The sequence below is a fragment of the Bacillus sp. FSL E2-8900 genome (genome assembly GCF_037966225.1).
Lineage (GTDB): Bacteria > Bacillota > Bacilli > Bacillales > Bacillaceae_G > Bacillus_A > Bacillus_A cereus.
In genome coordinates, this window is sequence record NZ_CP150193.1 from 1,272,054 (window position 1) to 1,295,832 (window position 23,779).

The window sequence follows — 23,779 nt, forward strand, 5'->3', positions numbered from 1 at the left end:
TAAAAAGGGGGAGTAATAGTTATGAAAGTTACTTTATTTGTTACTTGTTTAGTCGATATGTTTGAAACAAATGTCGGCAAAGCAACAGTTGAAGTGTTGGAGCGTTTAGGTTGTGAAATTGAATTTCCAGAAGCACAAGTTTGTTGTGGTCAGCCTGCTTATAATAGCGGCCATGTAGAAGCAGCAAAAGAAGCGATGAAACATATGATTGAAACTTTCGAAGATGCAGAATATATTGTTACGCCATCTGGTTCTTGTGCGACAATGTTTCATGAGTATCCGCATGTTTTCAAAGATGATCCAAAGTGGGCTAAACGTGCACAAAAAGTTGCTGATAAAACTTATGAATTTACACAGTTTATTGTAGATGTTTTAAAAGTTACAGATGTTGGTGCAAGTTTACCAGGGATAGCTACTATTCATAAATCATGTCATATGACGCGTATGCTTGGAGTAAAAGAAGCACCAGGAATTTTATTATCAAATGTAAAAGGATTAACTGTGAGAGATTTGCCAAACGTGCAAAATTGTTGCGGGTTTGGGGGAACGTTTTCAGTTAAGATGACTCCAATTTCTGAGCAAATGGTAGACGAAAAAGTAGATAGTGTCATGGAAACAGGTGCAGATTATTTAATCGGTGCAGATTGTGGGTGTTTGTTAAACATTGGCGGACGTATTGAGCGTTTAGGAAAAGAAGTAAAAGTAATGCATATTGCTGAGGTACTGAATAGTCGCTCATGAAGGGGGAACATAAGCTATGTCTATGAAAATCAGTGAGAAAAAATTTAATGATCGCGTTGGTGATGGAATTCAAGATTCGTTTATGCGCGGAGCAGTATCTTCTGCACAAACGCGTTTATATACGAATCGCTTAAAAGCTGCAGATGAATTAGGAAACTGGGAAGAGTGGCGTGAACTAGGTGAACAAATTCGTCAACATACGTTAGAAAATCTGGATTATTACTTAATGCAGTTAAGTGAAAATGTATCAAAAAGAGGCGGACACGTGTACTTTGCGAAGACGAAAGAGGAAGCTGCAAAGTATATTCAAGACGTTGCCAAAAAGAAACAAGCGAAAAAAGTAGTAAAATCAAAGTCGATGGTAACAGAAGAAATTAGTATGAACCATGCGCTTGAAGAGATTGGCTGTGAAGTGTTAGAGAGTGACTTAGGAGAGTATATCTTGCAAGTAGATAACGATCCACCTTCACATATTATTGCACCTGCACTTCATAAAAATAGAACGCAAATTCGCGATGTATTTAAAGAAAAGCTAGGCTATGAAAATTCTGATGACCCATATGAAATGACAAAGTTTGTTCGTAAACAACTTCGTGAGAAATTTATGGATGCAGAAATTGGTGTAACTGGTTGTAACTTTGCTGTTGCAAATACTGGATCTCTTTGTTTAGTAACGAATGAAGGTAATGCAGATCTTGTTATGTCAATTCCTAAAACACAAATTGCGGTAATGGGTATGGAACGTATGGTTCCGACAATGGAAGAATTAGATGTTTTAGTTGGTTTACTATGTCGTAGTGCAGTAGGTCAAAAATTAACAAGTTATGTAACAGTAGCAGGACCAATTCAAGAAGAGGAAGTTGATGGACCTGAAGAATTCCATTTAGTGGTTGTTGATAATGGTCGCTCTCAAATTCTTGGATCTGAATTCCGTTCCGTATTACAATGTATTCGTTGCGCTGCTTGTGTTAACGTATGTCCTGTATATCGTCACGTTGGTGGACATTCATATGGATCGATTTACTCAGGACCAATCGGTGCGGTATTAACACCGCTTCTAGGTGGATATGATGATTACAAAGAGCTTCCTTATGCATCTAGTTTATGCGGAGCATGTACAGAAGCTTGTCCAGTAAAAATTCCATTGCATGATTTATTATTAAAACATCGTCAAGTCATCGTTGAGCAAGAAGGTCGTGCACCACTTGCAGAAAAACTAGCGATGAAAATGTTTAGTATGGGTGCTTCTTCAGCTGCTTTATATAAAATGGGTTCAAAAATGGCACCAGCGGCAATGAGTCCATTTACATCTGGTAATCGTGTATCAAAAGGTGTTGGACCACTTAAAAACTGGACGGATATTCGTGAATTCCCAGCTCCAAGTAAAGAACGATTCCGTGATTGGTATAAAGATCATAAGAAAGGCGGGGATAAATAATGACAGGATTAATTCAAAACCGTGATGCCTTTCTAGATAACATTGCAAAAGAACTTGGGCGCGCACGTAAAACAGAAGGTGTAGAGCGTCCAGTATGGAAAAGTAATGTGAATATAGAAACGTTAAAAGATTATTCACAAGAAGAATTACTAGAAGTGTTTAAAAAGCAATGTACAAACATTCATACAACTGTAGTAGAAACGACAAATGACCGTTTAGGTGAAGACCTTCAAAAAGTAATCATGGAAAACGGCGGGGGACCTATTTTATTATCAGCAGATGATCGTTTTGATGCATATGGTTTAACATCTTTATTTAAAGAAGAACTTCCAAAGCGAGACGTTGAAGTAAACGTATGGGATCCAGAGAGAAAAGACGAAAATATGCGTTTAGCTGAAAAAGCGAATATTGGTATTGCATTTAGTGATTATACATTAGCCGAATCTGGTACAATTGTTGTACAAAGTCATAAAGGGCAGGGACGTTCTTTACACTTTTTACCGACTGTATATTTTGCTATTATTCCACGTGAAACACTTGTGCCTCGTATTACACAAGCAGTTCAGGATATGAACTCACGCGTAGAAAATGGGGAGACAGCGGCATCTTGTATTAACTTTATTACAGGGCCAAGTAACTCGGCTGACATTGAGATGAATCTTGTTGTCGGAGTACATGGACCATTAAAAGCAGTATATTTCATCGTATAAAAGAGGGGAAAGCAGGCCGGAAAATGGCCTGCTTTTTTAGTAGAATAAAGGATAATATGAAGTAGAAGTTCTCTCCTTTTTTTGCTATGTTTTTTTGGAAAGGAGAGGAAGGGATGTTCACTTATTTATATGCACTGTTAGCAGGGATGGTGTTTGGTTCTTTTTTTATGTTAGTTGCGGTGAGGGTTCCATTAGGTGCGTCTATTATTACCCCGCGTTCACATTGTTATTATTGCAAATATGTGCTAAGGCCAAAAGAACTAATCCCCATCATTTCATTTTATATACAAAGAGGCTGTTGTACGAATTGTAAGAGGAAAATTCCAATTATATATGTAGCATTTGAATGTATAACAGGAAGTATATTTCTTCTTACCGTGTATATGATTGGAATAGAACGAGAACTTATTATCATTTTATCCCTTTTTTCGCTACTTCTTATTATTTCAGTTACAGATTACTTATATATGTTAATTCCTGATTGTATTTTAATTTCGTTTGCCGTTTTACTCATTCTCGAAAGTATTTTTGTACAATTAGTTACTTGGACAGATAGTATAGTTGGTAGTGGTGTTATATTCCTTTTGTTATATTGCATGCAAAAGATATATCCAGAAGGGCTTGGCGGAGGAGATATAAAACTACTTTCGTTACTTGGTTTTATAGTAGGAGTGAAGGGAGTTTTTATCGTTTTATTTTTAGCATCTTGTTTTAGTCTTTGTTTTTTCGGGATTGGTATCGTATTAAAACGTATAGAAGTAGGAAAGCCAATTCCATTTGGTCCTTTTATTAGTCTTGGGGCAATGTGTTATGTATTGGCCGCATATTCAAATTAGAGAGGGAGTCAAAAATGAACGTATATATGGATGATCAAAGAAGTTGCCCGTTCGGGTATGTGTCCGCAACTACGGTAGAATGTGCCTTGCAAATGGTTCGGAATTATGATGTGAATATTCTTTCCTTTGATTTTAATATGGGGTGGAGAGCAAAAAATGGACTAGATTTTGTAGAAGCTTTTTGTACAGAGGGATTATATGTGAATGAAATTCACCTTCATACGAATGATGTCATCGGTATGCACAAGATGAAACAGAGAATGGATAAGGGAAAAGAAGAAGGAGAAATTAATCCTCACCTTGTTGTTAAATACGTGGGAAGCTAAAAACTCCAAAGTAAAACTTTGGAGTTTTTAATGTTTCATATGTGCTTGTAAAGGAATAATCTCTTCTTGTTGAGCTGCTGCGATTTCAGTTTCTTCCTGTTGAACTTCAGGTGTTTTCTTTGTTAAGTAGTGGTATACCATACCGACAAATACTGATCCGCCAATAATGTTACCGATTGTAACAGGAATTAAGTTATGAATAGCACCTGAAAAAGAAATTGTCTCAGGATGCGGTGAAACTAAAGATAAAGCAAAGAGTGATAAGTTTGCAATACTATGTTCGTAACCAGATAAGAAGAATGTGAAAACAAGTAGCATCATGACTATTATTTTTGCTGTGTCACCTTTAACCTGAGAAGGTAAGAAACAAGCAAGACATACGAGCCAGTTACATAAAATGGCTTTAAAGAATAACTGCATTGTAGGTGTGTTCATCTTTCCTTCAACGACTTTACTCATTAAGTGACCGTGATCAATTGCTTCAAAAATTCCAGTTGCGTAAAATAGTAAGGCAAAGAATAACGCGCCGGCTAAGTTACCTGCATAACAAGCAACCCAGTTACGTAGTGTATCAGAAATCGTTGTTTCTTTTCTTAAAGTTGCTACAGTAAAGTACATTGTGTTCCCAGTAAACAATTCAGCACCGCCATATATAATAAGTACGAGAGCAATCCCGAAAAACATAGAAGCAGCTAAATAAGTTGCTGGTGAATCTGCAATGTGAAAAAAGTTACCTAATTTAAAACATAGTACAATAATAAAACCGATATAAATACCCGCAAGTGCAGCACGAATGAAATATTGCATTGGGTTTGTATCTAGTATTTTCTTTTTGCTTTTAGCCAGTTTGACAACATAATCTAGTCCTTGTTCTAGCATGAGTAATACGCTCCTTTAGTAAATCTTCTATAAATACTCCTTATATGAATAAAGTACATGGAATTGTTCTCACTTTCAATAAGTTTGTGCAATGTTTCACAAAAAGGACATACATACATTAAGAAAACGTTTACAAAAGGTAGTATAATGGAATTTTTTCTGGACATTGGGAGGAAGAAAGAAAAAGAAAAAGCGCTGTAATTACAGCGCTTTTTCGTCTAAATTCTTTTCTACTTTTACTTCTACTTCTTTTGAGAAGAACCAACCACCAACTGCGATTCCGACTAATACAATCCAGAATGTAAGCTTCCACGGAGTGGATTCTGGGAATGAATGTGGAATTACATTTAATGCAGGGTGTGCTAATGTATAAACTGCTAGCTTCACACCAACCCAACCTACAATTAAGAATGCTGCGGTTTCAAGTCCTGGTTTACGTTTTAAGATTTGTACGAAAGCAGTTGCTGCAAATCGCATAATGATTAATCCGATAAGTCCACCTACAAAGATAACAACGAATTGCCCAGTATCAAGACTACCAATTGTACCTAATCCTGTTTTTGGTAAAGTCATTGCTAGTGCAACAGCAGCTAAAATTGAATCAACTGCGAAGGCGATATCAGCAACCTCAACTTTAAATACAGTCCACCAAAAGTTCTCTTGTTTTTTCTTTGCTTCTTTTTCTTCTGTTTCTTCATCTGTGTTCTTTTTAACATATGTTTTAAATAAGTGATTACCAGCGATAAACATAAGGTAGATGGCACCGATTGCTTGCACTTGCCATACATCGACTAAGAACGAAATCATAAATAACGATCCAAATCGGAAAACAAATGCCCCCGCTAATCCATAAAATAGTGCTTTCTTTCTTTTTTCTTCTGGTAAATGTTTTACCATAATTGCAAGAACAAGAGCGTTATCAGCCGCTAAAATCCCTTCAAGTGCAATTAGGATGAGTAATACCCAACCATACTCCAATAATAATGATACATCCATGTACATTCTCCTCTCATTTCTATAAGTTCTAAATAAGTGAAGAATTTCCCCACTATTTAGTTTCCCCATACTCCTGCCTATTAACTTTGGAAGAATCTGGAAGTGAATGCAAAAAAGACCTCTGCCGTTAATAGGCAAAGGTCTTGCTAGACATATGTAATAAAAAATGCCAACAAAGCCGGAAGAACTAAGTTCTACGTAATGACGACTTTGTTTCCAAGAAATATTCTTGGACGCTACTCCCCTTTGGAGATATGTTATTGTATTCTCATTATATGGATAATTTATACGGTTGTCAACCTGTTAAAATATCTTCATTCGGATATTTTATTTTCAGGTTCTTTTTACGAGCAAATGAAAAAGCCAATGTTAAAGGACCCATTTTCCCGAAAAACATCATAAAGATAATAATAGCTTTTCCGATTATAGTTAAGTGGGGTGTTAAATTCATACTGAGGCCAACAGTCCCAAATGCTGAAAATACTTCGAAAGCACTCATCAATAGAGGAACTCGCTCAGTAATACTCAAAATTAAAATAGCAAAAAAGATAAATGAAATTGAAATAATAGTAATGGTTAATGATTTGACAATGAGAGTATCTTTAATGGATTTTTTAAATACGACAATATCCTCTTGTTGTTGTAAAAATTTAAATACGCCAAAAAATATGATTAAAAATGTTGTTAACTTAATCCCACCACCAGTTGAAGCGCTACCAGCACCAATAAACATAAGGAGCATCATTAATAGAAGAGAAGGTTTTGACAATGTAGAAATATCAACTGTATTAAACCCGGCAGTTCGCGTTGAAATTGCTTGGAAATAAGAGGCTAATCCTTCTTCAAATGGGGTAAAACCTCTCATAGAAAGGGAGTTATGGAACTCGAATATAAAAATAAAAAGGGTAGCAATAATGTTGACGATTAGAGTAGAAGAGAGCATAAGTTTTGAATGTAGTGTAAGGTTTTTAAAGTTTTTCTTTCTTTTTATGTCTACGATTACTGTAAAACCAATTCCACCTAAAATGATGAGAGAGGAAATGACGAGATTGACAAGAATGCTATGAGAATGGGACATTAAATTATCGCTCCACACAGAAAAGCCAGCATTGTTAAAGGCTGAGATTGAATGGAAAAAACTATAATAGATCCCTTTCATAACCCCATATTTTGGTACCCATTCAAAAGAAAGAATTATAGTAGCGATACATTCGACTGTAAAAGAGAATAAAAATAATGCTTTGGCAAGACGGATGATGCCGCCGATATTCGTTTGATTTAATGCTTGTTGCAGTAAAATCCGATTTTGAAGACCGATTTTTCTTCCGAGCATAATCGCAATTAAGACAGCAAAGCTCATAATGCCAAGCCCGCCAACTTGTATAAGCGTTAAAATGACACATTGTCCAAACAAAGTAAATACTTTTCCAGTATCTACAACACCAAGCCCAGTAACAGTACAAGCGGAAACGGTTGTAAATAAGGCATCGAGCCATGAAATGGACGTTGTCGTAGCAATGGGTAGTTTTAATAAACATGTGCCGACAACTGATAATACAAGAAAAGACAAAGTAAGAACGCGGGGAGGGCTCATGCTAATATTAATCCGTTTCATTTCACATATCGCTCCTTTCGTTTTGCTTTGATTAGTATGTGAAAAAGCACCATTATGTATGTTGAAAATAGAAAGAGGCAGAGAATATCTGCCTCTAAGCCATATGTTATATTATTATCCACGTAATTGTTGTTGAGCTAAAGCAACAAGACGTTTTGTTACTTCACCGCCAACTGAACCGTTAGAACGAGATGCTGTATTAGATCCTAAACTTACACCAAATTCTTGTGCAATTTCATATTTAAATTGTTCAAGTGCTTGTTCTGCACCTGGAACTAATAATTTGTTTGTTTTTACCATGTTGATACACATCCTTATGAGTAGTCCAGTTCAGCTAAGTTCTTATCTAAACTGGTAACGTTATTTTATGTGGAAACGACGTACTCATACGCGGAAGTAATCGGTGCGATTAGAAGTTCTTGGATAGAAAAAAGAGTAGCAAATTTGCTACTCTTTTTTTAGTATTGTCGCTGTTCCTTCCACGACAATATCATCTGATTGATTATATATGTTTGTTTGCAGCGTAATGATTTTTTTATCATCACGCTTCTTAATAACCTCTGCCACAACGCGAAGTGTATCACCGATTTTGACAGGGGCACGGAATGAAACATTTTGGGATAAATAAATCGTATTTTTGCCTGGGAGTTTCGTTCCAAGGATGGTAGAAATAAAACTCGAAACGAGCATACCGTGAGCAATACGTTCTTTAAACATTGTCGTTTTTGCAAAAGAATCTAAAATGTGAATAGGATTCACATCCCCAGTCAATTTTGCAAAATTGATAACATCTTCATCTGTAATTGTTTTTGTAAGGGATGCTTGATCACCGACTTGAATCTCATCATAACGAAGCTCCGGAACAGTTTGTGCTTCTTGAAATGGATTCATTTTGTCCTCCTTCTTTTCCATATCGAAAAATGTTAGCCATCTTGATGTAGTAGGAGGAAGAAAGAGTTTTGTTTGTGCTGCGGTTAGCTCCCACATTTTTCTTACTTGATGGAAGTAAATAGATTTTTTGAGTTTTCCTCGAACTTTTTTGCGAGTTCCAACTGTTTTGACTTGAACTCTTCCAAAAAACCCTCTAACTGTTTTTGAGCCTCTTCACGTTGTAATTGTTGTTGCTCAATAAATTGTTTTGTTGTTTCTTCAAATTGGCCGCTTGTTTGGGTAAGAATTGACAATGATGTTTTTGTAGGAGAAACAGTAAGCTGATGCATATGAGCAGAAAGTTCCTTCCATTTGTCCTGCCACTCGTTAATTTGATCATTTAAGGAGTTTCCAGTTAATTGTTTCACGTAATCTGTATATTGGTTATTGAACTGAGCAGTGAGTTGTTGTAGTTCTTTTTCTAGTTCATCTACTCCTGATGTTAATTTATGCAAAGCGTCTTGTTGTTGTTTTAATGTTTCTAAAGTAAGTTGCTCTAATTGCTTCCCAGCTGAAGAGAAAAGGGACAGTGATTGAGACCAGTTTTTCCAAAATGCATCGACTAATTCGTATGGTTTAGTTTCCATTGTTTGACCCCCAAATGTTTTTTTGCATATTGTGAACGCAGATTACTCTGCTGTACCACCAGGTGAAGATGAAGAATCCGTTTCATCCTTTTCTGGAGAAGTAGAAAATGGAAAGAATGCATTGGTGTATAACGTGAAAAACGTTCGCAACATATTTTGATAATGTTCAAAAGAAGTCGCACATGTTGTTAAATATTGCTCTCCATATTCAGTTAAAGAATAAATTCTTTTTGCCGGCCCTCCATCGCTTGTATCCCAAGTAGAAGAAATAAGGTTTTCTTTTTCTAATTTGCGTAGTGTTCTATAAACATTACCTTGGTCAACAGAAGAAAAGCCGATATCCATTAGCATTTGAATAAGTTTGTAACCATGAAGACTCCAGTCTTTTAGACAGAGAAGTAAGAAGGGAACTAAGAAGTTTTTTGGCATGGAGTTTGGTTGTTTCGCTTGGTTGCTCTCCAAACTTTCGCGTTGTTCTGGTTCATTTTGTAGCATGATTGTGCATCACCTCATGAATCAGTTAGATGGAATTTTTTGCTTATAAGTGCAATTTACACCTATCTGTTTTTAAAGTCAACACATTTGTTAGAAAATAGAAAAAAATAAAATATAGACTTGAAGTTTTATTCAGAATATTAGAAAATAGTGAATAGGTTGAATTGTTTCAAAAACGAAAAAGGGAGTGTAGGTAAAGTGATTGATCAAAAATTCGATCCACTACAAGCATGGAAAAATGCTTATGAACAAACCGAAACATTTTGGGGAAAAGCGCTCAATGAAACAATTAAAACAGAAGAATATTCTGCTTGGATGGGCAGCGTTCTAGATTTGAATTTGTTTTATCAAAAAGCATTAAATGATACGACAAAAAACTATTTAGAACAAGTAAATGTGCCGACGAAAGAGGATATCGCAAGAGTGGCTACGCTTGTTATTAACTTAGAAAATAAAGTAGATAACATTGAGGAGTTTCTAGAGGAGAAAGTAGATTCTTTAGGGCAAGCTCCTACATTAAAGCGTGATGTAACGAAAGTAAAACAAGATATTCGTACGCTTGAAACAAAAGTAGATCAAATTTTAGAATTGCTAGAAAAGCAAAATGCAGTACTAGCTAAACTACAAGTACCTGTAAAAGAAGAGGTAAAGCCTGCGAATAAACCAGAAAATAAAAAATGATAAAAGCGCTTGTTTATAACAGATAAAAGAGAGAGGGAGAATCTCTTTTCACGTATAAACAGCGAAACATAATTATATATGGACTCTATAGTATGAGTACCAAAATGATTCATAACAATCGTTCACAAATTCATTTAAGGGGGAAAAGAAATGGTTCAATTAAATGGAAAAGTAGCAATCGTAACAGGTGGAGCAAAAGGAATTGGAAAAGCAATTACAGTAGCATTAGCACAAGAGGGAGCGAAAGTAGTTATTAACTATAATAGCAGTAAAGAAGCAGCTGAAAATTTAGTAAATGAATTAGGAAAAGACGGACATGACGTTTATGCAGTGCAAGCGGATGTTTCTAAAGTAGAAGATGCAAACCGACTTGTAGAAGAAGCTGTGAATCATTTTGGTAAAGTTGATATTCTTGTTAATAATGCTGGTATTACAAGAGACCGTACATTCAAAAAGTTAAATCGTGAAGATTGGGAGCGCGTAATTGACGTGAATTTAAGCAGCGTATTTAATACGACAAGTGCGGTTCTTCCATACATAACGGAAGCAGAAGAAGGAAGAATTATTAGCATTTCTTCTATTATTGGTCAAGCAGGTGGATTTGGCCAAACAAACTACTCAGCAGCAAAAGCGGGGATGTTAGGATTTACAAAATCATTAGCGTTAGAACTTGCAAAAACAAATGTCACTGTAAATGCTATTTGCCCAGGATTTATTGATACTGAAATGGTAGCAGAAGTACCAGAAGAAGTACGTCAAAAAATCGTTGCAAAAATCCCGAAAAAACGTTTTGGTCAAGCTGATGAAATTGCAAAAGGTGTAGTATACCTATGCCGTGACGGTGCGTATATCACAGGTCAACAATTAAACATTAACGGCGGATTATATATGTAATGAAGTAAGAAAAAAGTGCATATCCATAGCAGGAATGCACTTCTTTTTTTTAAGAAGGAAATCGACCAAAAAGGAGATAGAAAAATGACTACATTCGCAACAGAATGGGAAAAGCAATTAGAGCTATACCCAGAAGAGTACCGAAAAGCATACCGGCGAGTGAAAAGGGCGAGTGAAATTTTATTACGTGAACCAGAGCCGCAAGTCGGATTAACGCCGAAAGAGGTTATTTGGACGAAGAATAAGACGAAGCTTTATCGCTACATTCCAAAACAAGAAAAAACACAAAGAGTTCCAATTCTGTTAATATATGCTCTTATTAATAAACCATATATTATGGATTTAACTCCTGGAAATAGTTTAGTGGAATATCTAGTGGATCGTGGTTTTGATGTATATATGCTTGATTGGGGCACATTTGGTTTAGAAGATAGTCATTTGAAATTTGATGATTTCGTGTTTGATTATATTGCAAAAGCAGTAAAAAAAGTAATGCGAACTGCAAAATCGGACGAGATTTCTTTACTTGGTTATTGCATGGGTGGAACGCTAACTTCTATTTATGCAGCGCTTCATCCGCACATGCCAATTCGTAATTTAATTTTCATGACAAGTCCTTTTGATTTCTCTGAAACAGGATTGTATGGTCCTTTATTAGATGAGAAATACTTCAATTTAGATAAAGCGGTTGATACATTTGGAAATATTCCGCCAGAAATGATTGATTTCGGAAACAAAATGTTAAAGCCAATTACGAACTTTGTTGGTCCATATGTTGCTCTAGTAGATCGTTCAGAGAATGAACGCTTCGTCGAAAGCTGGAGATTGGTTCAAAAGTGGGTTGGTGATGGTATTCCGTTCCCAGGTGAATCATACAGACAGTGGATTCGTGATTTTTATCAAAATAATAAATTGGTTAAGGGTGAACTCGTTATTCGCGGACAAAAGGTAGATCTTGCAAATATTAAGGCGAATGTCTTAAATATTTCCGGGAAACGTGATCATATCGCTTTGCCATGTCAAGTAGAAGCATTACTAGACCATATTTCTAGCACAGATAAACAATATGTATGTTTACCGACAGGGCATATGTCTATCGTTTACGGTGGAACAGCTGTAAAACAAACATATCCGACGATTGGAAATTGGCTTGAAGAGCGTTCTAATTAAAAATAAAAAATCCAACTAGCCTATGTTAGTTGGATTTTTTTATGAAAAATAACAAAACATAGAAAGGAGAAATTTATATTTTAGGAGTATAATTATGAAACTTATGATGGGTAAGTTGTTTTGGAATACAGCAGTTTCTGTACCTTGTTATCCACTGTTAGAAAATGATATGATATGTGATGTGCTCGTAGTCGGAAGTGGCGAAGCCGGTGCTCATATAGCGCATTCGTTAGCGAAAATTGGCATGATTGTTACACTTATTGAAAAAAGAGTAATTGCATGTGGTAGCACAGCTGCTAATACAGGTTTACTACAATTTCTTCATGATAAATCGTTAACCTCTCTTATCCATACATTGGGTAAAGAAAAAGGGGTACGAGCATATAAGCTTTGTTATGAAGCGCTAAGAACAATGGAAGAGGTTATACCGACTCTTGATATTAATCCCCATTTTATTCCGCGAAATAGTTTATATTATGCAAGTAAAAGTGAGGATGTCTCATTTTTACAAGAGGAATATAATACGTTACAGAATTATGGATTTCCAGTTGAATATTTTACAGAAGCTGATATTAAGAAACGTTATCCTTTCATAAAACAAGCGGCATTATATACACACGGTGATGCCGAGGTGAATCCGTATTTATTAGCGCACAGTCTTTTGCATAAAGCAAATCAAATGGGAGCTAATATATATGAACATACAGAGGAAATACATATAAAAAAACGCAAAAATGATTTAATTTGTTACACGAAAACAGGAAATCAAATTGTAGCAAAGAATATTATTATGGCGACAGGTTATGAAGCGCTTTTTGGAAAGAAAGAAAGAAAAAATACAACAGTAGACACCTCTTATGCAATTGTAACAAATGAAATAGATCAGTTTGAAGGCTGGCATGAGCGATCGTTAATTTGGGAAACGGCACGGCCCTACTTATATTTTCGAACGTATCGAAACCGCATTATTGTAGGCGGATTAGATGAAGCGCTGCAAATTCAAACAATTGGTGATACGAAATTATTGCATAAGCGTGATATCCTTATTAATATTGTAAAAGAGATGTTCCCGCAGTATAAAAATATACAGGCAGACTACTATTGGGCAGCCGCATTTGGTGGTACTCATGATGGTCTCCCCATTTTAAAAGAAGACGAAAAGATACATAATTTGTTTTACGCATTGCCGTATGGAGGTAATGGAACTGTATATGGAATGGTCTTTGCTAAATTATTTGAGCAGTTATTTACAAATAAAGAAAGTAAAGATTTTTCTTTATTTAATCGATAGAAAAAAGGTAGCGAAGTGATGGAATGAGAGATATAAAAAAGTTTTTACAAAAATTACGTCCTGTACAACTCATCGTTTTGTTTTATTTATTAGCGGTAGTTGTATCGGTGATATTGCTTAGTTTACCGTTTGTTACGAAGCCTGGTGTGAAATGGACATTTATAGATGCGCTTTTTACATCTGTTAGTGCGGTAAGTGTTACGGGACTGTCTGTTGTTACGATTTCAGATACATTTACTACGGCAGGAATTATTATTTTAGCCCTTATTTTACAATTGGGCGGCTTAGGAATTATGGCGTTAGGTACATTCGTTTGGATTATAACAGGAAAAAAGATTGGTTTGCAGAGAAGAAGACTGATTATGGCAGACCATAATCAAGGGAATTTATCGGGTCTTGTAGAATTGATGCGTTCTATTTTGATTGTAATTATTTCAATAGAACTTATTGGAGCAATCCTATTAGGTACAAGATTTTTACTTTACTTTCCGACTTGGCAAGAAGCTTATTTTCACGGTTTCTTTGCAGCTGTTAGTGCGACTACGAACGGCGGATTTGATTTAACAGGACAATCATTAATTCCGTATAAAAAAGATTATATTGTTCAAATGATTCATATGTTACTAATTATTTTGGGAGCGATTGGTTTCCCTGTGCTAATGGAAGTGAAACAATTCCTTAGTAAAAGGAGACAACAATTATTCCGTTTTTCATTATTTACAAAATTGACGACAACAACATTTTTTGCACTCGTTGTTGTTGGTACAATTATGATTTTTTTACTGGAGAGAAATCATTTTTTAGTAGGAAAGTCATGGCATGAAACTGTCTTTTATACATTATTCCAATCTGTGACGACGCGAAGTGGTGGACTTGCTACGATGGATATACGTGAATTGTCACAACCGACGCTTTTATTTATGAGTATATTAATGTTTATAGGGGCATCTCCAAGTTCGGTTGGGGGCGGAATACGTACAACAACATTTGCTGTTAGTATATTGTCACTATACACCTTTGCAAGGGGCGGTAGAACAGTTAGAGTCTTCAAACGTCAGCTACATGAAGAGGATGTACTGAAAGCATCTGTCGTTATGACGATGGGGATTTTGTTATGTGCTACTGCGCTATTCATTTTATCTATTACGGAAAATGTACCGCTTATGAGCTTAATTGTTGAAGTTTGTTCGGCTTTCGGAACGACGGGACTATCAACAGGTGTTACGCCTGATTTAACAACTGTTGGGAAACTTGTACTTATTGTGCTTATGTTTATCGGACGCGTTGGCATTTTAACATTTATTTTAGCTAGTGGTGGAAGGGAACAACCACCTCGCTATAAATACCCGAAAGAGCGGATTATTATTGGATAGTATGAAACCATTCTACCTACGTTAGGTAGAATGGTTTTTTAGTCGTTAATGCCAAATTGTGGATGCATAAAAGCTTCATTTTTATTATCCGCTTCGTTTTTTAGCAATTCTTGATTTTCTTCTGAAATCCAGCCAATATCATTTGTAGGATGGATCCACTCATCGCCAGCCATAATGGCAGGATCTACTTCATCGCTCCAATTGTTAAGCGGACTGTTCTCGGAATTATATTTACTGTCTCCAATTACAACATCATATTGATTCACAAAAGGTTGTTGCATCGTTTTTCCTGTTCCTTTAAAAGATGGAAAATTCATTTGATGCGGGAGCGTTTCGTCTAAAATCGGTGATTGAATCTTTTCTTTTTTCTTCAAAATCATCGCTCCTTTTTATAATGGTTTCTTCATATGTAGTATTTCCATCGAACGCCTCTTATGTACTTGTTAACACTTGCCAGTAATAATTATTTTAAGTTGTTTCAAAATAGAGTAGAAAGTGATTTCTTGAGAGCAGGTGAATGTATTGGTAAAAAGAAAAGTGAAACAAAATGCGGCAATCAATAATAATAAAACTCCGAAAGAAAGCTTACCAGATGCAGAATTTGCATTAGAGTATGAAGGAGAAAATAGCGCAAAGTATGCTAATCGTAATTCAAAAAAAGGGAAACAAAAATGAGGCGTTTTTTACAAACGCCTCATTTTTTTGTGGGATTATAAAGGTTTTTTTAATTATTTGTAAATTTAGTGTTTTCTATTAGCAGAAAAATGCGAAAAAACATAGAAGTAGCAACGTATTACACAAAAACAAACAACAAACAAAAGATTAATGTTGGTTTAATACTGCTTTTACACTAGTTGTTTATATTTGAGTTGTACATAAGATTTGTAAAAGGAGAGAGAAACAGTGAAAAAAACAATCTTTAAAGCTGTAGCGACTGGAATGGTATTTTCGTTATTAATGGGGTGTGGTGCAAAGAAAGAAGAAAGTGCTGGAGCGAAAGTGAAAGATGACAAATTATCTGGATCATTAACTGTTTACACAGCCATTGAAGAAGAGCTTGTACCAATTTATCTTGATTCCTTTAAAAAGAAATATCCTGATGTGAAATTGAACATTGTACGTGATTCAACAGGAGTTATTACTGCGAAATTACTAGCTGAAGGGAAAAATACACAAGCAGATGTTGTATGGGGAACTGCGGCATCAAGTCTATTAGCTTTAGATAAAAAAGATATGTTAAAAGGATACTCTCCAAAAGGAGCAGATCGTGTTCTTCCACAATTTAAAGATGATAAGCAACCTGAAAAATGGGTAGGAAATACTGCATTTATGACGGGGATTGCTGTAAATAAAGAAGAGTTAAAGAAGAAAAATTTACCGATGCCAGAATCATATGAAGATTTAACGAAACCAGAGTATAAAGGAACACTTGTTATGCCACATCCAGCATCATCTGGAACAGGATTTTTAACAGTTTCTGCATGGCTACAAATTATGGGTGAAGATAAAGGCTGGGATTACATGAAGAAACTTCATGATAATATGGCAAGTTATACGCATTCAGGTTCAAAACCAGCGAAATTAGCAGGAGCAGGTGAATATCCAGTCGGTGTATCAATGGTTTATAGTGCTTTAAAAGAGAAACAAAAAGGTGCACCAGTTGAAGTTGTACTGCCGAAAGAAGGATTAGGATGGGAAGTAGAAGCGAACGCACTTATTAAGAAAGATAATGCGAAAAATGATAAATTAGCGCAAGCATTTTTAGATTGGGCAATTACTGATGATGTAATGAAGTTATACTTTGAGAAAAATGGATTTGCGACAATTAAAAATGACTATAAACTTCCAGAGGGATTCCCGAAAGATGTTACGGAAAAATTATATAAAAAGAATGACTTTAAATGGGCAGCAGAAAATCGTGACAAAATTTTAGAAAAATGGGAAAAAGAGTTTGGCCAAAAAGCAGAACCGAAAAAGTAAGTGAGTGGGAGAGAGAAAAATGAGCGAATATTTATCAATTCAACACATTCAAAAACAGTTTGATGCATTTACAGCGTTAAAAGATATTTCTTTTACTGTGAAAAAAAATGAGTTTGTTTGTTTATTAGGCCCAAGTGGCTGTGGGAAAACGACGTTGCTTCGCATTTTAGCGGGACTAGAGGAACCAACGACTGGCAGTATAGCTGTGAATGGAAAAGATATTACAGCATTGCCTCCTGGAAAGAGAAACTTCGGAATGGTTTTCCAATCGTATGCTTTATTTCCGAATTTAACAGCACTTGAAAATATTGAATACGGCTTAAAGACAAAAAAATATGGGAAAGCAGAAGTGAAAGAGAAAGCGCTAGATGCGTTAAAACTTGTAGATTTGCTGAATGTAAAAGATAAATATCCTGCTCAAATGTCTGGTGGACAACAGCAGCGAGTAGCACTTGCACGTGCGCTCGCTCTGTCTCCAGATATTTTGTTACTCGATGAGCCGTTATCAGCTTTAGATGCAAAAGTGCGTGAAAAATTACGTAGGGAAATGCGTGATTTGCAAGAGAAAATAGGAGTAACGACGATTATGGTAACGCATGATCAAGAAGAGGCATTAACGATGGCTGATAAAATTGTTGTAATGAATCATGCGGAAATTATGCAGATTGGAACACCAGAGGAGATTTATCAAAGACCAGCCAATCCGTTTGTGGCAGATTTTATTGGTTCTATTAATTTCTTTTCGAAAAATAACGAAGAACATGCAATTCGTCCTGAACATGTAACAATTGTACAAAAGGACGGTATTAAATCAGTTGTGGAAAGTATGGAATTTCGCGGATCTGTATATCGGACGGAAGTGCGAGTCTTAGAAGAAAACACACACCTTTATAATGAGAAAATTGTAGTGGATATATTAGCATCAGAAGTAGAAGCAACGGCTATTAGAAAAGGAAAGCCGATTCAAATCTCTTTCTCAGAAAATCATATGTTGTCATATGGAAAGAAGGTCATTGTATAGATGGAGATGTTAGAAAACTATAAGGTAGAAAGTACGAAAAAAAAGATTAAGAGAAGTATAGGGAAAGAGGAATGGATCCAAAGGCTCGTAATTATCGGTATGATTTTTTCTTTCCTTATCATACTTGTATTACCGCTATTACAACTATTTACACAAGCTTTTTATAATAAAGATGGAGTTTTCGTTGGTTTATCGAATTTCAGTAAATATTTCACAACACCAACTTTAGTTCAGTCTTTACAAAATACAGTATGGATTTCGGGCGCAACAACAATTATTTCAGTTGCAATCGCATTCGTTTACGCATATGCAATTGCCCGTACGAATGTTTTTGGAAAGCGTGTATTTCAGTATGTAGCGTTATTACCATTGTTTGCACCAACGATGATGCACGGTATAGCACTTACATATTTATTTGGTAATCAAGGGCTAGTAACGAAAGGAATGTTTGGTTTATTTGAAGGTATACAAATCCCTTTATATGGACCAGTAGGAATTGTAATAGCTGAAGTTATGTATACATTTCCGCAAGCCTTTCTCATATTGCTAATTGCCTTTCAAGGATCTGATTATCGTTTATATGAAGCTTCTAATATGTTAGGAGCCAGTAAAACAAAGCAATTTTTCACGGTTACTTTACCTAGTGTAAAGTACGGATTAATTAGTGCAATGTTTGTTGTGTTTACACTTAGTTTTACTGATTTTGGGGCACCAAAAATTGTTGGTGGGCAATATAATGTGCTTGCTACTGACGTATACAAACAAGTAATTGGACAGCAAAATATGCCGATGGGTGCAACTGTCGGAATGATTTTATTAATCCCAGCTATATTCGCATTTGTAGTTGATCGTATTACGCAAAGAAAGCAGGCGAATTTCTTATCTTCAAAAGCAGTACCATACAGAATAATAGCTAATAAGAAAAGAGATGTAATCTCATTCATATATTGTAGTGTGATTACCCTTATGATCATTCTATTATTTGTTGCAGTTGGTATTGCTGCAAGTGTGAAAGTATGGCCATATAATATGAGTTTTACATTTGAGCATTTTAATTTTTCAAGTTTAACAGGAGATGGACTTGAAGCATTTAAAAATAGCGTAATTGTTTCAGCAGTTACAGCAGTTATTGGGGCGATCTTAACATTTGTATTCGCATATGCAATTGAGAAAATAGACCAGCTACAATTTTTTAGAAAAACAGGTTACTTTTTCTCTATAGTGCCGTTAGCGATACCAGGTTTAGTACTCGGATTAGGATATGTCTTTTTCTTTAGTCAACCAACGATTCAAATTCTTGGACTATCAGTAACGAATCCGTTTCATTCTTTATACGGAACAATCGCTGTATTAGTACTAGTAAATATCATTCATTTTTATTCTGTAACATTTGTCACGGCAACGACTGCCTTAAAGAAATTAGACCGAGAGTTTGAGCTTGTTTCGCAGTCGATGGGTATTCCGTTTTATAAAACATTCTTCCGAGTAACAGTACCAATGTGTTTACCAGCAATTTTAGAAATGGTAATGTACTACTTCGTAAATTCAATGGTAACTGTATCGGCAGTTGTGTTCCTATATGCAGCTGATTTTAAACTAGCTGCCGTATCAATCGTAAATATGGATGATGCAGGAAATGTAGCGCCAGCAGCTGCAATGAGTGTACTTATTGTTGTTACAAATATTGTAGTGAGAGTTGTATATGAATGGGGAACGAAAGCACTTCGTAACCGAACTTCACAATGGCAAAAAAGATAAGTAAGAAGGGTGATGGACAGAATGAAAATTGAAGCAGTTATTTTTGATTGGGCAGGTACGACGGTTGATTACGGATGCTTTGCACCGCTAGAAGTATTCATGAAGATTTTTCATAAACGCGGCGTTGAAATTACAGCAGAAGAAGCACGTAAGCCAATGGGATTATTAAAAATAGATCATGTAAGGGCACTAACAGAAATGCCTCGTATTGCGGATGAGTGGAAGCGTGTCTTCGGTCAATTACCAACAGAAGCAGACATTCATGAGATGTATGAAGAGTTTGAAGAAATTCTCTTTTCTATTTTACCAAGTTATGCTACGCCGATTGATGGGGTAAAAGAAGTAATCGCTTCTTTACGTGAGAGAGGCATTAAAATCGGTTCAACAACGGGCTATACGAGAGAAATGATGGAAATTGTAGCAAAGGAAGCAGTGTTACAAGGATATAAACCTGATTTTCTTGTTACGCCAGATGATGTTCCAGCAGGCCGTCCATATCCATGGATGTGCTATAAAAATGCAATGGAACTTGGTGTGTATCCGATGAACCATATGATAAAAGTAGGGGACACAGTATCAGATATGAAAGAAGGTAGAAATGCTGGAATGTGGACAGTTGGTGTAATTCTTGGAAGTAGTGAGCTTGGTTTAACGGAAGAGGAAGTGGAGAGTATGGATTCGGTAGAGCTTCGTGAAAAAATAGAAATAGTTCGTAATCGGTTTGTTGAAAATGGGGCTCATTTTACGATTGAAACGATGCAGGAGCTCGAAAACGTAATGGAACATATCGAGAAACAAGAACTTATTATTTCATAAAAGGGGCACGGGATCATGAATGAAAATCACTACTTATTATTAACACCAGGACCATTAACGACAACAAAATCAGTAAAAGAAGTTATGCTATACGATTGGTGTACGTGGGATGATGAATATAATACGATGGTGCAAGAAGTAAGAGCTAAACTTGTATCGTTAGCGACGAAGGAAGAAGAGAAATATACAACAGTGTTAATGCAAGGAAGCGGTACGTTTTCAGTTGAAGCAGTAATTGGTTCTGTTATTCCGGCAAATGGGAAGCTTCTCGTTTGTACAAATGGTGCGTACGGTAAGCGAATTGTGCAAATGGCAGAGATGTTACAGATTGATGTAGTGATCAGTCAAACAGAAGAGTGGGAACCTACTAATATTGTAGAAGTAGAAAAGTTATTGCAAGAAGATAAAGAGATTACGCATATTGCAGTTGTTCATTGTGAAACAACGACAGGAATTATAAATCCAATTGTAGATGTATGTAAATTAGGACAACAGTATGGAAAGGTTACAATTGTTGATGCGATGAGTAGTTTCGGCGGGATTGAAATAGACATTGCTGATTTACAAATTGATTTTTTAATTAGTAGTGCAAATAAGTGTATTCAAGGGGTTCCTGGATTCGGATTTGTAATCGCAAAACGTGATGAATTATTGAAGTGTAAAGGGCAAGGACGCTCTTTATCTCTTGATTTATATGATCAGTGGGAAACGATGGAAAAACAAAATGGGAAATGGCGTTTTACTTCGCCTACACATGTTGTACATGCTTTTTATCAAGCGCTACTTGAGCTAGAAAAAGAAGGTGGAGTAAGAGCGCGTTACAATCGATATTACAACAATCAAAAACTACTAGTGAATAGAATGGGAGAAATCGGATTTAAGCCACTAGTAGATAAGAAATATCAATCTCCTATTATTACATCTTTCATTTATCCAAAAGAGGGGTTTGAGTTTCAACAGTTATATAACGAATTAAAGCGTTATGGATTTGTTATTTACCCTGGGAAAATTTCGAAAGTAGATACGTTCCGCATTGGAAATATCGGTGATGTACATGAAGAAGATATTAATCGCTTAGTTGATTGTATGGCTAAAGGAGCTGTTATTGGGTGAAAGTATTTTGCTTAGGTGGAGCAGGTAAAATTTGTCGTGAAGCTATTTTGGATTTAGTTCAATTTTCATCTTTTGAGACGATTACTGTAGCCGATTTTAACGAGGAAGAGGGCCGTAAAGTAGTAGAATGGCTCAACGATCCTCGTGTTGATTTTGTAAAAGTAGATGTAACGAATCACGAGGATACGGTTGCAAAAATGAAAGGTTATGACATTGTAATGGACGGTACGACGATAAAGCTAAACGGATTGTCGACTCGCTGTATTGCAGAAGCAGGCTGTCACGGTGTGAACTTAAATGGATTTGGTGAAGAAAATGAATCGCATGCTATATTTGTTCAAAATGAAAAAACATGTTTACCTGGATTTGGCATGACGCCAGGTGTAACGCAAATGATGGCAATGCATGCAGCAAATCAACTGGATACTGTAGAGTCCGTCCGTGTAAGTCACGGTTCGTATCGTCCGATTGCTTTTTCTGCTTCAATTACAGAGACAACGACATATGAATATGATCCACATTTATCATCGCGTATAGTGTATGAAGATGGTGAATTTAAGCAAGTACTTCCGTTTGCGCGTCCGAGAGAAATAGAATTGCCAGCGCCTTATGGTAAGGCAACACAGTATATCATTCCGCATTCTGAAACGATTACGTTAGCAAAGGCACTAGAAAATAAAGGTGTCAAACTGATAGAGACGAGAGGAACTTGGCCAAAGCAAAATATGCAACTTGTACGTGCTTTATATGATTACGGCATATTGCGTAATGATCAGATTGAAATAAACGGGAAAGAAATAGGAATTATGGATTGTATTTCGCAGTATTTATTGCAATCGAAAGAAGGTCAAGAAACAGAGCTTTATGGTTATGCACTTCATGTAGAAGTAATAGGTATGAAAAATAATGAGAAGCAAAGACATGTGTTATATCATACACATCCGTTATCTGATGGTTCTGTTGTAGGATGGGAAAAATTAAGAGCGTATACGAGAAACGTCGGTATTCCATTTGGGGTTGCTACAGAGTTAATTGCAAATGGAAATGTAAATAGGGTGGGTGTTGTTACGCCTGAAGAAGCCTTTGAAAATCCACAATTGATTTTTGATGAGCTAGCAAAGCGCGGTATTCATATTCATGAAGAAGTTTCTACTTATAAAGAAAATTATAACTTTGTATAAGTAAGGAAGTTTATAAGGGAGATATAAATGAGGTGAAGCTATGTCTGTAGTAGGAGAAGAAAGAAAGCGAACCATTCTTGAAAAGGTAGAATTTAAAGGGAAAGTAAAGGTCTCAGAATTAGCGAGAGAATTTGCTGTATCAACAGAAACGATTCGTCGATATTTAGAAGAATTAGATCGTGAAAAGAAGCTGAAAAAAGTGTATGGTGGAGCTGTTCAACTTCCAGGCGCTGGAGTAGAGGCACCAATGTTAGAAAGAGAAATGCTACATATAGAAGAGAAGAAAAGAATTGGTTATAAAGCAGCGACATTTGTAGAAGATGGTGATGTCATTGCAATTGATGATGGAAGTACACCGCTTCAGATGGTTCCATACCTTGTTCATCGTAAGAACTTAACAATTGTAACAAGTTCATTTCCAGTCGCAACACAATTAATTTCTTCTATTAATAAAAAGATGTTTCATGGTGAAGTTTTATTTATAGGTGGAAAAGTATCTCCAAAGCATTCGCGTGTATCAGGGTCTATTTCTCAGCAAGTCATACAGCAATTCCATTTTCATAAAGCGTTTGTTTCGATTGATGGGTTATTACCTAGTTTTGGAGTTTCCAGCTTTGAATTAGAGAAAGCGAAATTGTCAGAGGCGATGATGAAATTAGCTGAGAAAACATATATTTTATGTGATCATACGAAGGTAGGCGTGAAAGGGAATTATCGTATAGCAGCAATTTCGCGTATTCAACACGTAATTTGTGATAAAAAAATGCCATATAGCTTTGAAGAAGAACTTATGAAGCATAATATTCAGTGGACAGTTTGTTAAATACAGTGAAAGCACATAAACTCCCACCTAATTTTTAGGAGGGAGTTTTATTATCTGTAAATCGTAAAATAAAAGATTTGCAGTTATGCAAAAAGTGGACACATTTTCTCACCTCTTTCATATAA

26 protein-coding genes and 1 riboswitch are annotated in these 23,779 nt (G+C 35.9%); of the genes, 18 read left to right on the plus strand and 8 right to left on the minus strand.

Annotated features, from left to right (window positions below; all coding sequences use genetic code 11):
* Positions 1 to 21: 21 nt before the first annotated feature.
* The 5 genes from NST90_RS06545 (at position 22) to NST90_RS06565 (ending at position 4,051) form a co-directional block, all read left to right on the plus strand.
* Positions 22 to 741: a (Fe-S)-binding protein gene (locus NST90_RS06545; RefSeq protein ID WP_000869148.1), complete on the plus strand. Its 720-nt coding sequence runs from the start codon at positions 22 to 24 to the stop codon at positions 739 to 741.
* 16 nt (positions 742 to 757) lie between these two features.
* Positions 758 to 2,179, plus strand: coding sequence for a LutB/LldF family L-lactate oxidation iron-sulfur protein (locus tag NST90_RS06550; RefSeq protein ID WP_000061930.1), 1,422 nt, complete (start codon positions 758 to 760; stop codon positions 2,177 to 2,179).
* A complete protein-coding gene (locus NST90_RS06555) occupies positions 2,179 to 2,889 on the plus strand; it encodes a lactate utilization protein C (protein WP_000147187.1) in 711 nt (236 codons plus the stop codon). The genes NST90_RS06550 and NST90_RS06555 overlap by 1 nt, the downstream gene beginning before the upstream one ends.
* 113 nt (positions 2,890 to 3,002) lie before the next feature.
* On the plus strand, positions 3,003 to 3,725 hold the full coding sequence (locus tag NST90_RS06560; protein WP_000495725.1) for an A24 family peptidase: 723 nt from the start codon (positions 3,003 to 3,005) through the stop codon (positions 3,723 to 3,725).
* Between the two features lie 14 nt (positions 3,726 to 3,739).
* Complete coding sequence (locus NST90_RS06565) at positions 3,740 to 4,051, plus strand: cyclic-phosphate processing receiver domain-containing protein (RefSeq protein ID WP_098770253.1); 312 nt, start codon at positions 3,740 to 3,742, stop codon at positions 4,049 to 4,051.
* A 27-nt stretch (positions 4,052 to 4,078) separates the two neighbouring features.
* On the opposite strand, the gene NST90_RS06570 is transcribed toward NST90_RS06565, so the two are convergent.
* The 7 genes from NST90_RS06570 to phaQ all read right to left on the minus strand — a co-directional run bounded on the left by NST90_RS06570 (position 4,079) and on the right by phaQ (position 9,553).
* Complete coding sequence (locus NST90_RS06570; RefSeq protein ID WP_000893026.1) at positions 4,079 to 4,930, minus strand: formate/nitrite transporter family protein; 852 nt, start codon at positions 4,928 to 4,930, stop codon at positions 4,079 to 4,081.
* 201 nt (positions 4,931 to 5,131) lie between these two features.
* Positions 5,132 to 5,926, minus strand: a complete 795-nt coding sequence (locus tag NST90_RS06575; protein WP_000383326.1) for a TerC family protein — start codon at positions 5,924 to 5,926, stop codon at positions 5,132 to 5,134.
* A gap of 82 nt (positions 5,927 to 6,008) precedes the next feature.
* Positions 6,009 to 6,183, minus strand: a riboswitch (yybP-ykoY riboswitch).
* Between the two features lie 38 nt (positions 6,184 to 6,221).
* A complete protein-coding gene (locus NST90_RS06580) occupies positions 6,222 to 7,541 on the minus strand; it encodes a TrkH family potassium uptake protein (RefSeq protein ID WP_000822361.1) in 1,320 nt (439 codons plus the stop codon).
* Positions 7,542 to 7,655: 114 nt separating this feature from the next.
* The gene (locus tag NST90_RS06585) at positions 7,656 to 7,841 is read right to left on the minus strand and encodes an alpha/beta-type small acid-soluble spore protein (protein ID WP_000241212.1); all 186 of its coding nucleotides are present in this window, start codon (positions 7,839 to 7,841) and stop codon (positions 7,656 to 7,658) included.
* A 147-nt stretch (positions 7,842 to 7,988) separates the two neighbouring features.
* Positions 7,989 to 8,432, minus strand: coding sequence for a MaoC family dehydratase (locus tag NST90_RS06590; protein ID WP_001067916.1), 444 nt, complete (start codon positions 8,430 to 8,432; stop codon positions 7,989 to 7,991).
* A gap of 101 nt (positions 8,433 to 8,533) precedes the next feature.
* Positions 8,534 to 9,058 (minus strand): polyhydroxyalkanoic acid inclusion protein PhaP, encoded by a 525-nt coding sequence (gene phaP, locus NST90_RS06595; protein ID WP_000448594.1) that lies wholly within the window; start codon positions 9,056 to 9,058, stop codon positions 8,534 to 8,536.
* A 42-nt stretch (positions 9,059 to 9,100) separates the two neighbouring features.
* The gene (phaQ, locus tag NST90_RS06600; protein WP_000939956.1) at positions 9,101 to 9,553 is read right to left on the minus strand and encodes a poly-beta-hydroxybutyrate-responsive repressor; all 453 of its coding nucleotides are present in this window, start codon (positions 9,551 to 9,553) and stop codon (positions 9,101 to 9,103) included.
* Positions 9,554 to 9,751: 198 nt separating this feature from the next.
* Here phaQ and phaR point away from each other — a divergent pair, with 198 nt between their 5' ends.
* From phaR to NST90_RS06625, 5 genes are all read left to right on the plus strand, one after another.
* A complete protein-coding gene (phaR, locus tag NST90_RS06605; protein WP_000566942.1) occupies positions 9,752 to 10,234 on the plus strand; it encodes a polyhydroxyalkanoic acid synthase subunit PhaR in 483 nt (160 codons plus the stop codon).
* A gap of 150 nt (positions 10,235 to 10,384) precedes the next feature.
* Positions 10,385 to 11,128 carry an acetoacetyl-CoA reductase gene (locus tag NST90_RS06610; RefSeq protein ID WP_000250407.1) on the plus strand — a complete coding sequence of 248 codons (744 nt, stop codon included), beginning with the start codon at positions 10,385 to 10,387 and terminating at the stop codon, positions 11,126 to 11,128.
* A gap of 84 nt (positions 11,129 to 11,212) precedes the next feature.
* On the plus strand, positions 11,213 to 12,298 hold the full coding sequence (gene phaC, locus NST90_RS06615) for a class III poly(R)-hydroxyalkanoic acid synthase subunit PhaC (RefSeq protein ID WP_000206336.1): 1,086 nt from the start codon (positions 11,213 to 11,215) through the stop codon (positions 12,296 to 12,298).
* Positions 12,299 to 12,392: 94 nt separating this feature from the next.
* The gene (locus NST90_RS06620) at positions 12,393 to 13,589 is read left to right on the plus strand and encodes an FAD-dependent oxidoreductase (RefSeq protein ID WP_283748223.1); all 1,197 of its coding nucleotides are present in this window, start codon (positions 12,393 to 12,395) and stop codon (positions 13,587 to 13,589) included.
* Positions 13,590 to 13,612: 23 nt separating this feature from the next.
* Complete coding sequence (locus tag NST90_RS06625; protein ID WP_001204711.1) at positions 13,613 to 14,962, plus strand: TrkH family potassium uptake protein; 1,350 nt, start codon at positions 13,613 to 13,615, stop codon at positions 14,960 to 14,962.
* 38 nt (positions 14,963 to 15,000) lie between these two features.
* Here NST90_RS06625 and NST90_RS06630 read toward each other — a convergent pair whose 3' ends face one another.
* Positions 15,001 to 15,336 carry a DUF3905 domain-containing protein gene (locus tag NST90_RS06630; protein WP_000726024.1) on the minus strand — a complete coding sequence of 112 codons (336 nt, stop codon included), beginning with the start codon at positions 15,334 to 15,336 and terminating at the stop codon, positions 15,001 to 15,003.
* 148 nt (positions 15,337 to 15,484) lie between these two features.
* Between NST90_RS06630 and NST90_RS06635 the strand changes: the two genes are divergently transcribed.
* The 8 genes from NST90_RS06635 (at position 15,485) to NST90_RS06670 (ending at position 23,654) form a co-directional block, all read left to right on the plus strand.
* Complete coding sequence (locus NST90_RS06635) at positions 15,485 to 15,637, plus strand: hypothetical protein (RefSeq protein ID WP_000240799.1); 153 nt, start codon at positions 15,485 to 15,487, stop codon at positions 15,635 to 15,637.
* A gap of 228 nt (positions 15,638 to 15,865) precedes the next feature.
* Positions 15,866 to 16,942, plus strand: a complete 1,077-nt coding sequence (locus tag NST90_RS06640) for a putative 2-aminoethylphosphonate ABC transporter substrate-binding protein (protein WP_000750893.1) — start codon at positions 15,866 to 15,868, stop codon at positions 16,940 to 16,942.
* A gap of 19 nt (positions 16,943 to 16,961) precedes the next feature.
* Positions 16,962 to 17,963: a putative 2-aminoethylphosphonate ABC transporter ATP-binding protein gene (locus tag NST90_RS06645; protein WP_000006189.1), complete on the plus strand. Its 1,002-nt coding sequence runs from the start codon at positions 16,962 to 16,964 to the stop codon at positions 17,961 to 17,963.
* Positions 17,964 to 19,721, plus strand: coding sequence for a putative 2-aminoethylphosphonate ABC transporter permease subunit (locus tag NST90_RS06650; RefSeq protein ID WP_006917744.1), 1,758 nt, complete (start codon positions 17,964 to 17,966; stop codon positions 19,719 to 19,721). It abuts the gene before it with no gap.
* Positions 19,722 to 19,742: 21 nt separating this feature from the next.
* Positions 19,743 to 20,537, plus strand: a complete 795-nt coding sequence (gene phnX, locus NST90_RS06655) for a phosphonoacetaldehyde hydrolase (RefSeq protein WP_006917745.1) — start codon at positions 19,743 to 19,745, stop codon at positions 20,535 to 20,537.
* A gap of 15 nt (positions 20,538 to 20,552) precedes the next feature.
* Complete coding sequence (gene phnW, locus NST90_RS06660) at positions 20,553 to 21,650, plus strand: 2-aminoethylphosphonate--pyruvate transaminase (RefSeq protein WP_001004775.1); 1,098 nt, start codon at positions 20,553 to 20,555, stop codon at positions 21,648 to 21,650.
* Positions 21,647 to 22,831: a saccharopine dehydrogenase C-terminal domain-containing protein gene (locus tag NST90_RS06665; RefSeq protein WP_000862165.1), complete on the plus strand. Its 1,185-nt coding sequence runs from the start codon at positions 21,647 to 21,649 to the stop codon at positions 22,829 to 22,831. The genes phnW and NST90_RS06665 overlap by 4 nt, the downstream gene beginning before the upstream one ends.
* Before the next feature lie 40 nt (positions 22,832 to 22,871).
* Complete coding sequence (locus NST90_RS06670) at positions 22,872 to 23,654, plus strand: DeoR/GlpR family DNA-binding transcription regulator (RefSeq protein ID WP_000117668.1); 783 nt, start codon at positions 22,872 to 22,874, stop codon at positions 23,652 to 23,654.
* The last annotated feature ends 125 nt before the right edge of the window (positions 23,655 to 23,779 follow it).

What these genes read in the sequence shown, in the direction of transcription:
- NST90_RS06545 (WP_000869148.1), top strand. Translation starts at nt 22, where the DNA reads ATGAAAGTTACTTTATTTGTTACTTGTTTAGTCGATATGTTTGAAACA.
- NST90_RS06550 (WP_000061930.1), top strand. Translation starts at nt 758, where the DNA reads ATGTCTATGAAAATCAGTGAGAAAAAATTTAATGATCGCGTTGGTGAT.
- NST90_RS06555 (WP_000147187.1), top strand. Translation starts at nt 2,179, where the DNA reads ATGACAGGATTAATTCAAAACCGTGATGCCTTTCTAGATAACATTGCA.
- NST90_RS06560 (WP_000495725.1), top strand. Translation starts at nt 3,003, where the DNA reads ATGTTCACTTATTTATATGCACTGTTAGCAGGGATGGTGTTTGGTTCT.
- NST90_RS06565 (WP_098770253.1), top strand. Translation starts at nt 3,740, where the DNA reads ATGAACGTATATATGGATGATCAAAGAAGTTGCCCGTTCGGGTATGTG.
- NST90_RS06570 (WP_000893026.1), bottom strand. Translation starts at nt 4,930, where the DNA reads ATGCTAGAACAAGGACTAGATTATGTTGTCAAACTGGCTAAAAGCAAA.
- NST90_RS06575 (WP_000383326.1), bottom strand. Translation starts at nt 5,926, where the DNA reads ATGGATGTATCATTATTATTGGAGTATGGTTGGGTATTACTCATCCTA.
- NST90_RS06580 (WP_000822361.1), bottom strand. Translation starts at nt 7,541, where the DNA reads ATGAAACGGATTAATATTAGCATGAGCCCTCCCCGCGTTCTTACTTTG.
- NST90_RS06585 (WP_000241212.1), bottom strand. Translation starts at nt 7,841, where the DNA reads ATGGTAAAAACAAACAAATTATTAGTTCCAGGTGCAGAACAAGCACTT.
- NST90_RS06590 (WP_001067916.1), bottom strand. Translation starts at nt 8,432, where the DNA reads ATGAATCCATTTCAAGAAGCACAAACTGTTCCGGAGCTTCGTTATGAT.
- phaP (WP_000448594.1), bottom strand. Translation starts at nt 9,058, where the DNA reads ATGGAAACTAAACCATACGAATTAGTCGATGCATTTTGGAAAAACTGG.
- phaQ (WP_000939956.1), bottom strand. Translation starts at nt 9,553, where the DNA reads ATGCTACAAAATGAACCAGAACAACGCGAAAGTTTGGAGAGCAACCAA.
- NST90_RS06610 (WP_000250407.1), top strand. Translation starts at nt 10,385, where the DNA reads ATGGTTCAATTAAATGGAAAAGTAGCAATCGTAACAGGTGGAGCAAAA.
- phaC (WP_000206336.1), top strand. Translation starts at nt 11,213, where the DNA reads ATGACTACATTCGCAACAGAATGGGAAAAGCAATTAGAGCTATACCCA.
- NST90_RS06620 (WP_283748223.1), top strand. Translation starts at nt 12,393, where the DNA reads ATGAAACTTATGATGGGTAAGTTGTTTTGGAATACAGCAGTTTCTGTA.
- NST90_RS06625 (WP_001204711.1), top strand. Translation starts at nt 13,613, where the DNA reads ATGAGAGATATAAAAAAGTTTTTACAAAAATTACGTCCTGTACAACTC.
- NST90_RS06645 (WP_000006189.1), top strand. Translation starts at nt 16,962, where the DNA reads ATGAGCGAATATTTATCAATTCAACACATTCAAAAACAGTTTGATGCA.
- NST90_RS06650 (WP_006917744.1), top strand. Translation starts at nt 17,964, where the DNA reads ATGGAGATGTTAGAAAACTATAAGGTAGAAAGTACGAAAAAAAAGATT.
- phnX (WP_006917745.1), top strand. Translation starts at nt 19,743, where the DNA reads ATGAAAATTGAAGCAGTTATTTTTGATTGGGCAGGTACGACGGTTGAT.
- phnW (WP_001004775.1), top strand. Translation starts at nt 20,553, where the DNA reads ATGAATGAAAATCACTACTTATTATTAACACCAGGACCATTAACGACA.
- NST90_RS06670 (WP_000117668.1), top strand. Translation starts at nt 22,872, where the DNA reads ATGTCTGTAGTAGGAGAAGAAAGAAAGCGAACCATTCTTGAAAAGGTA.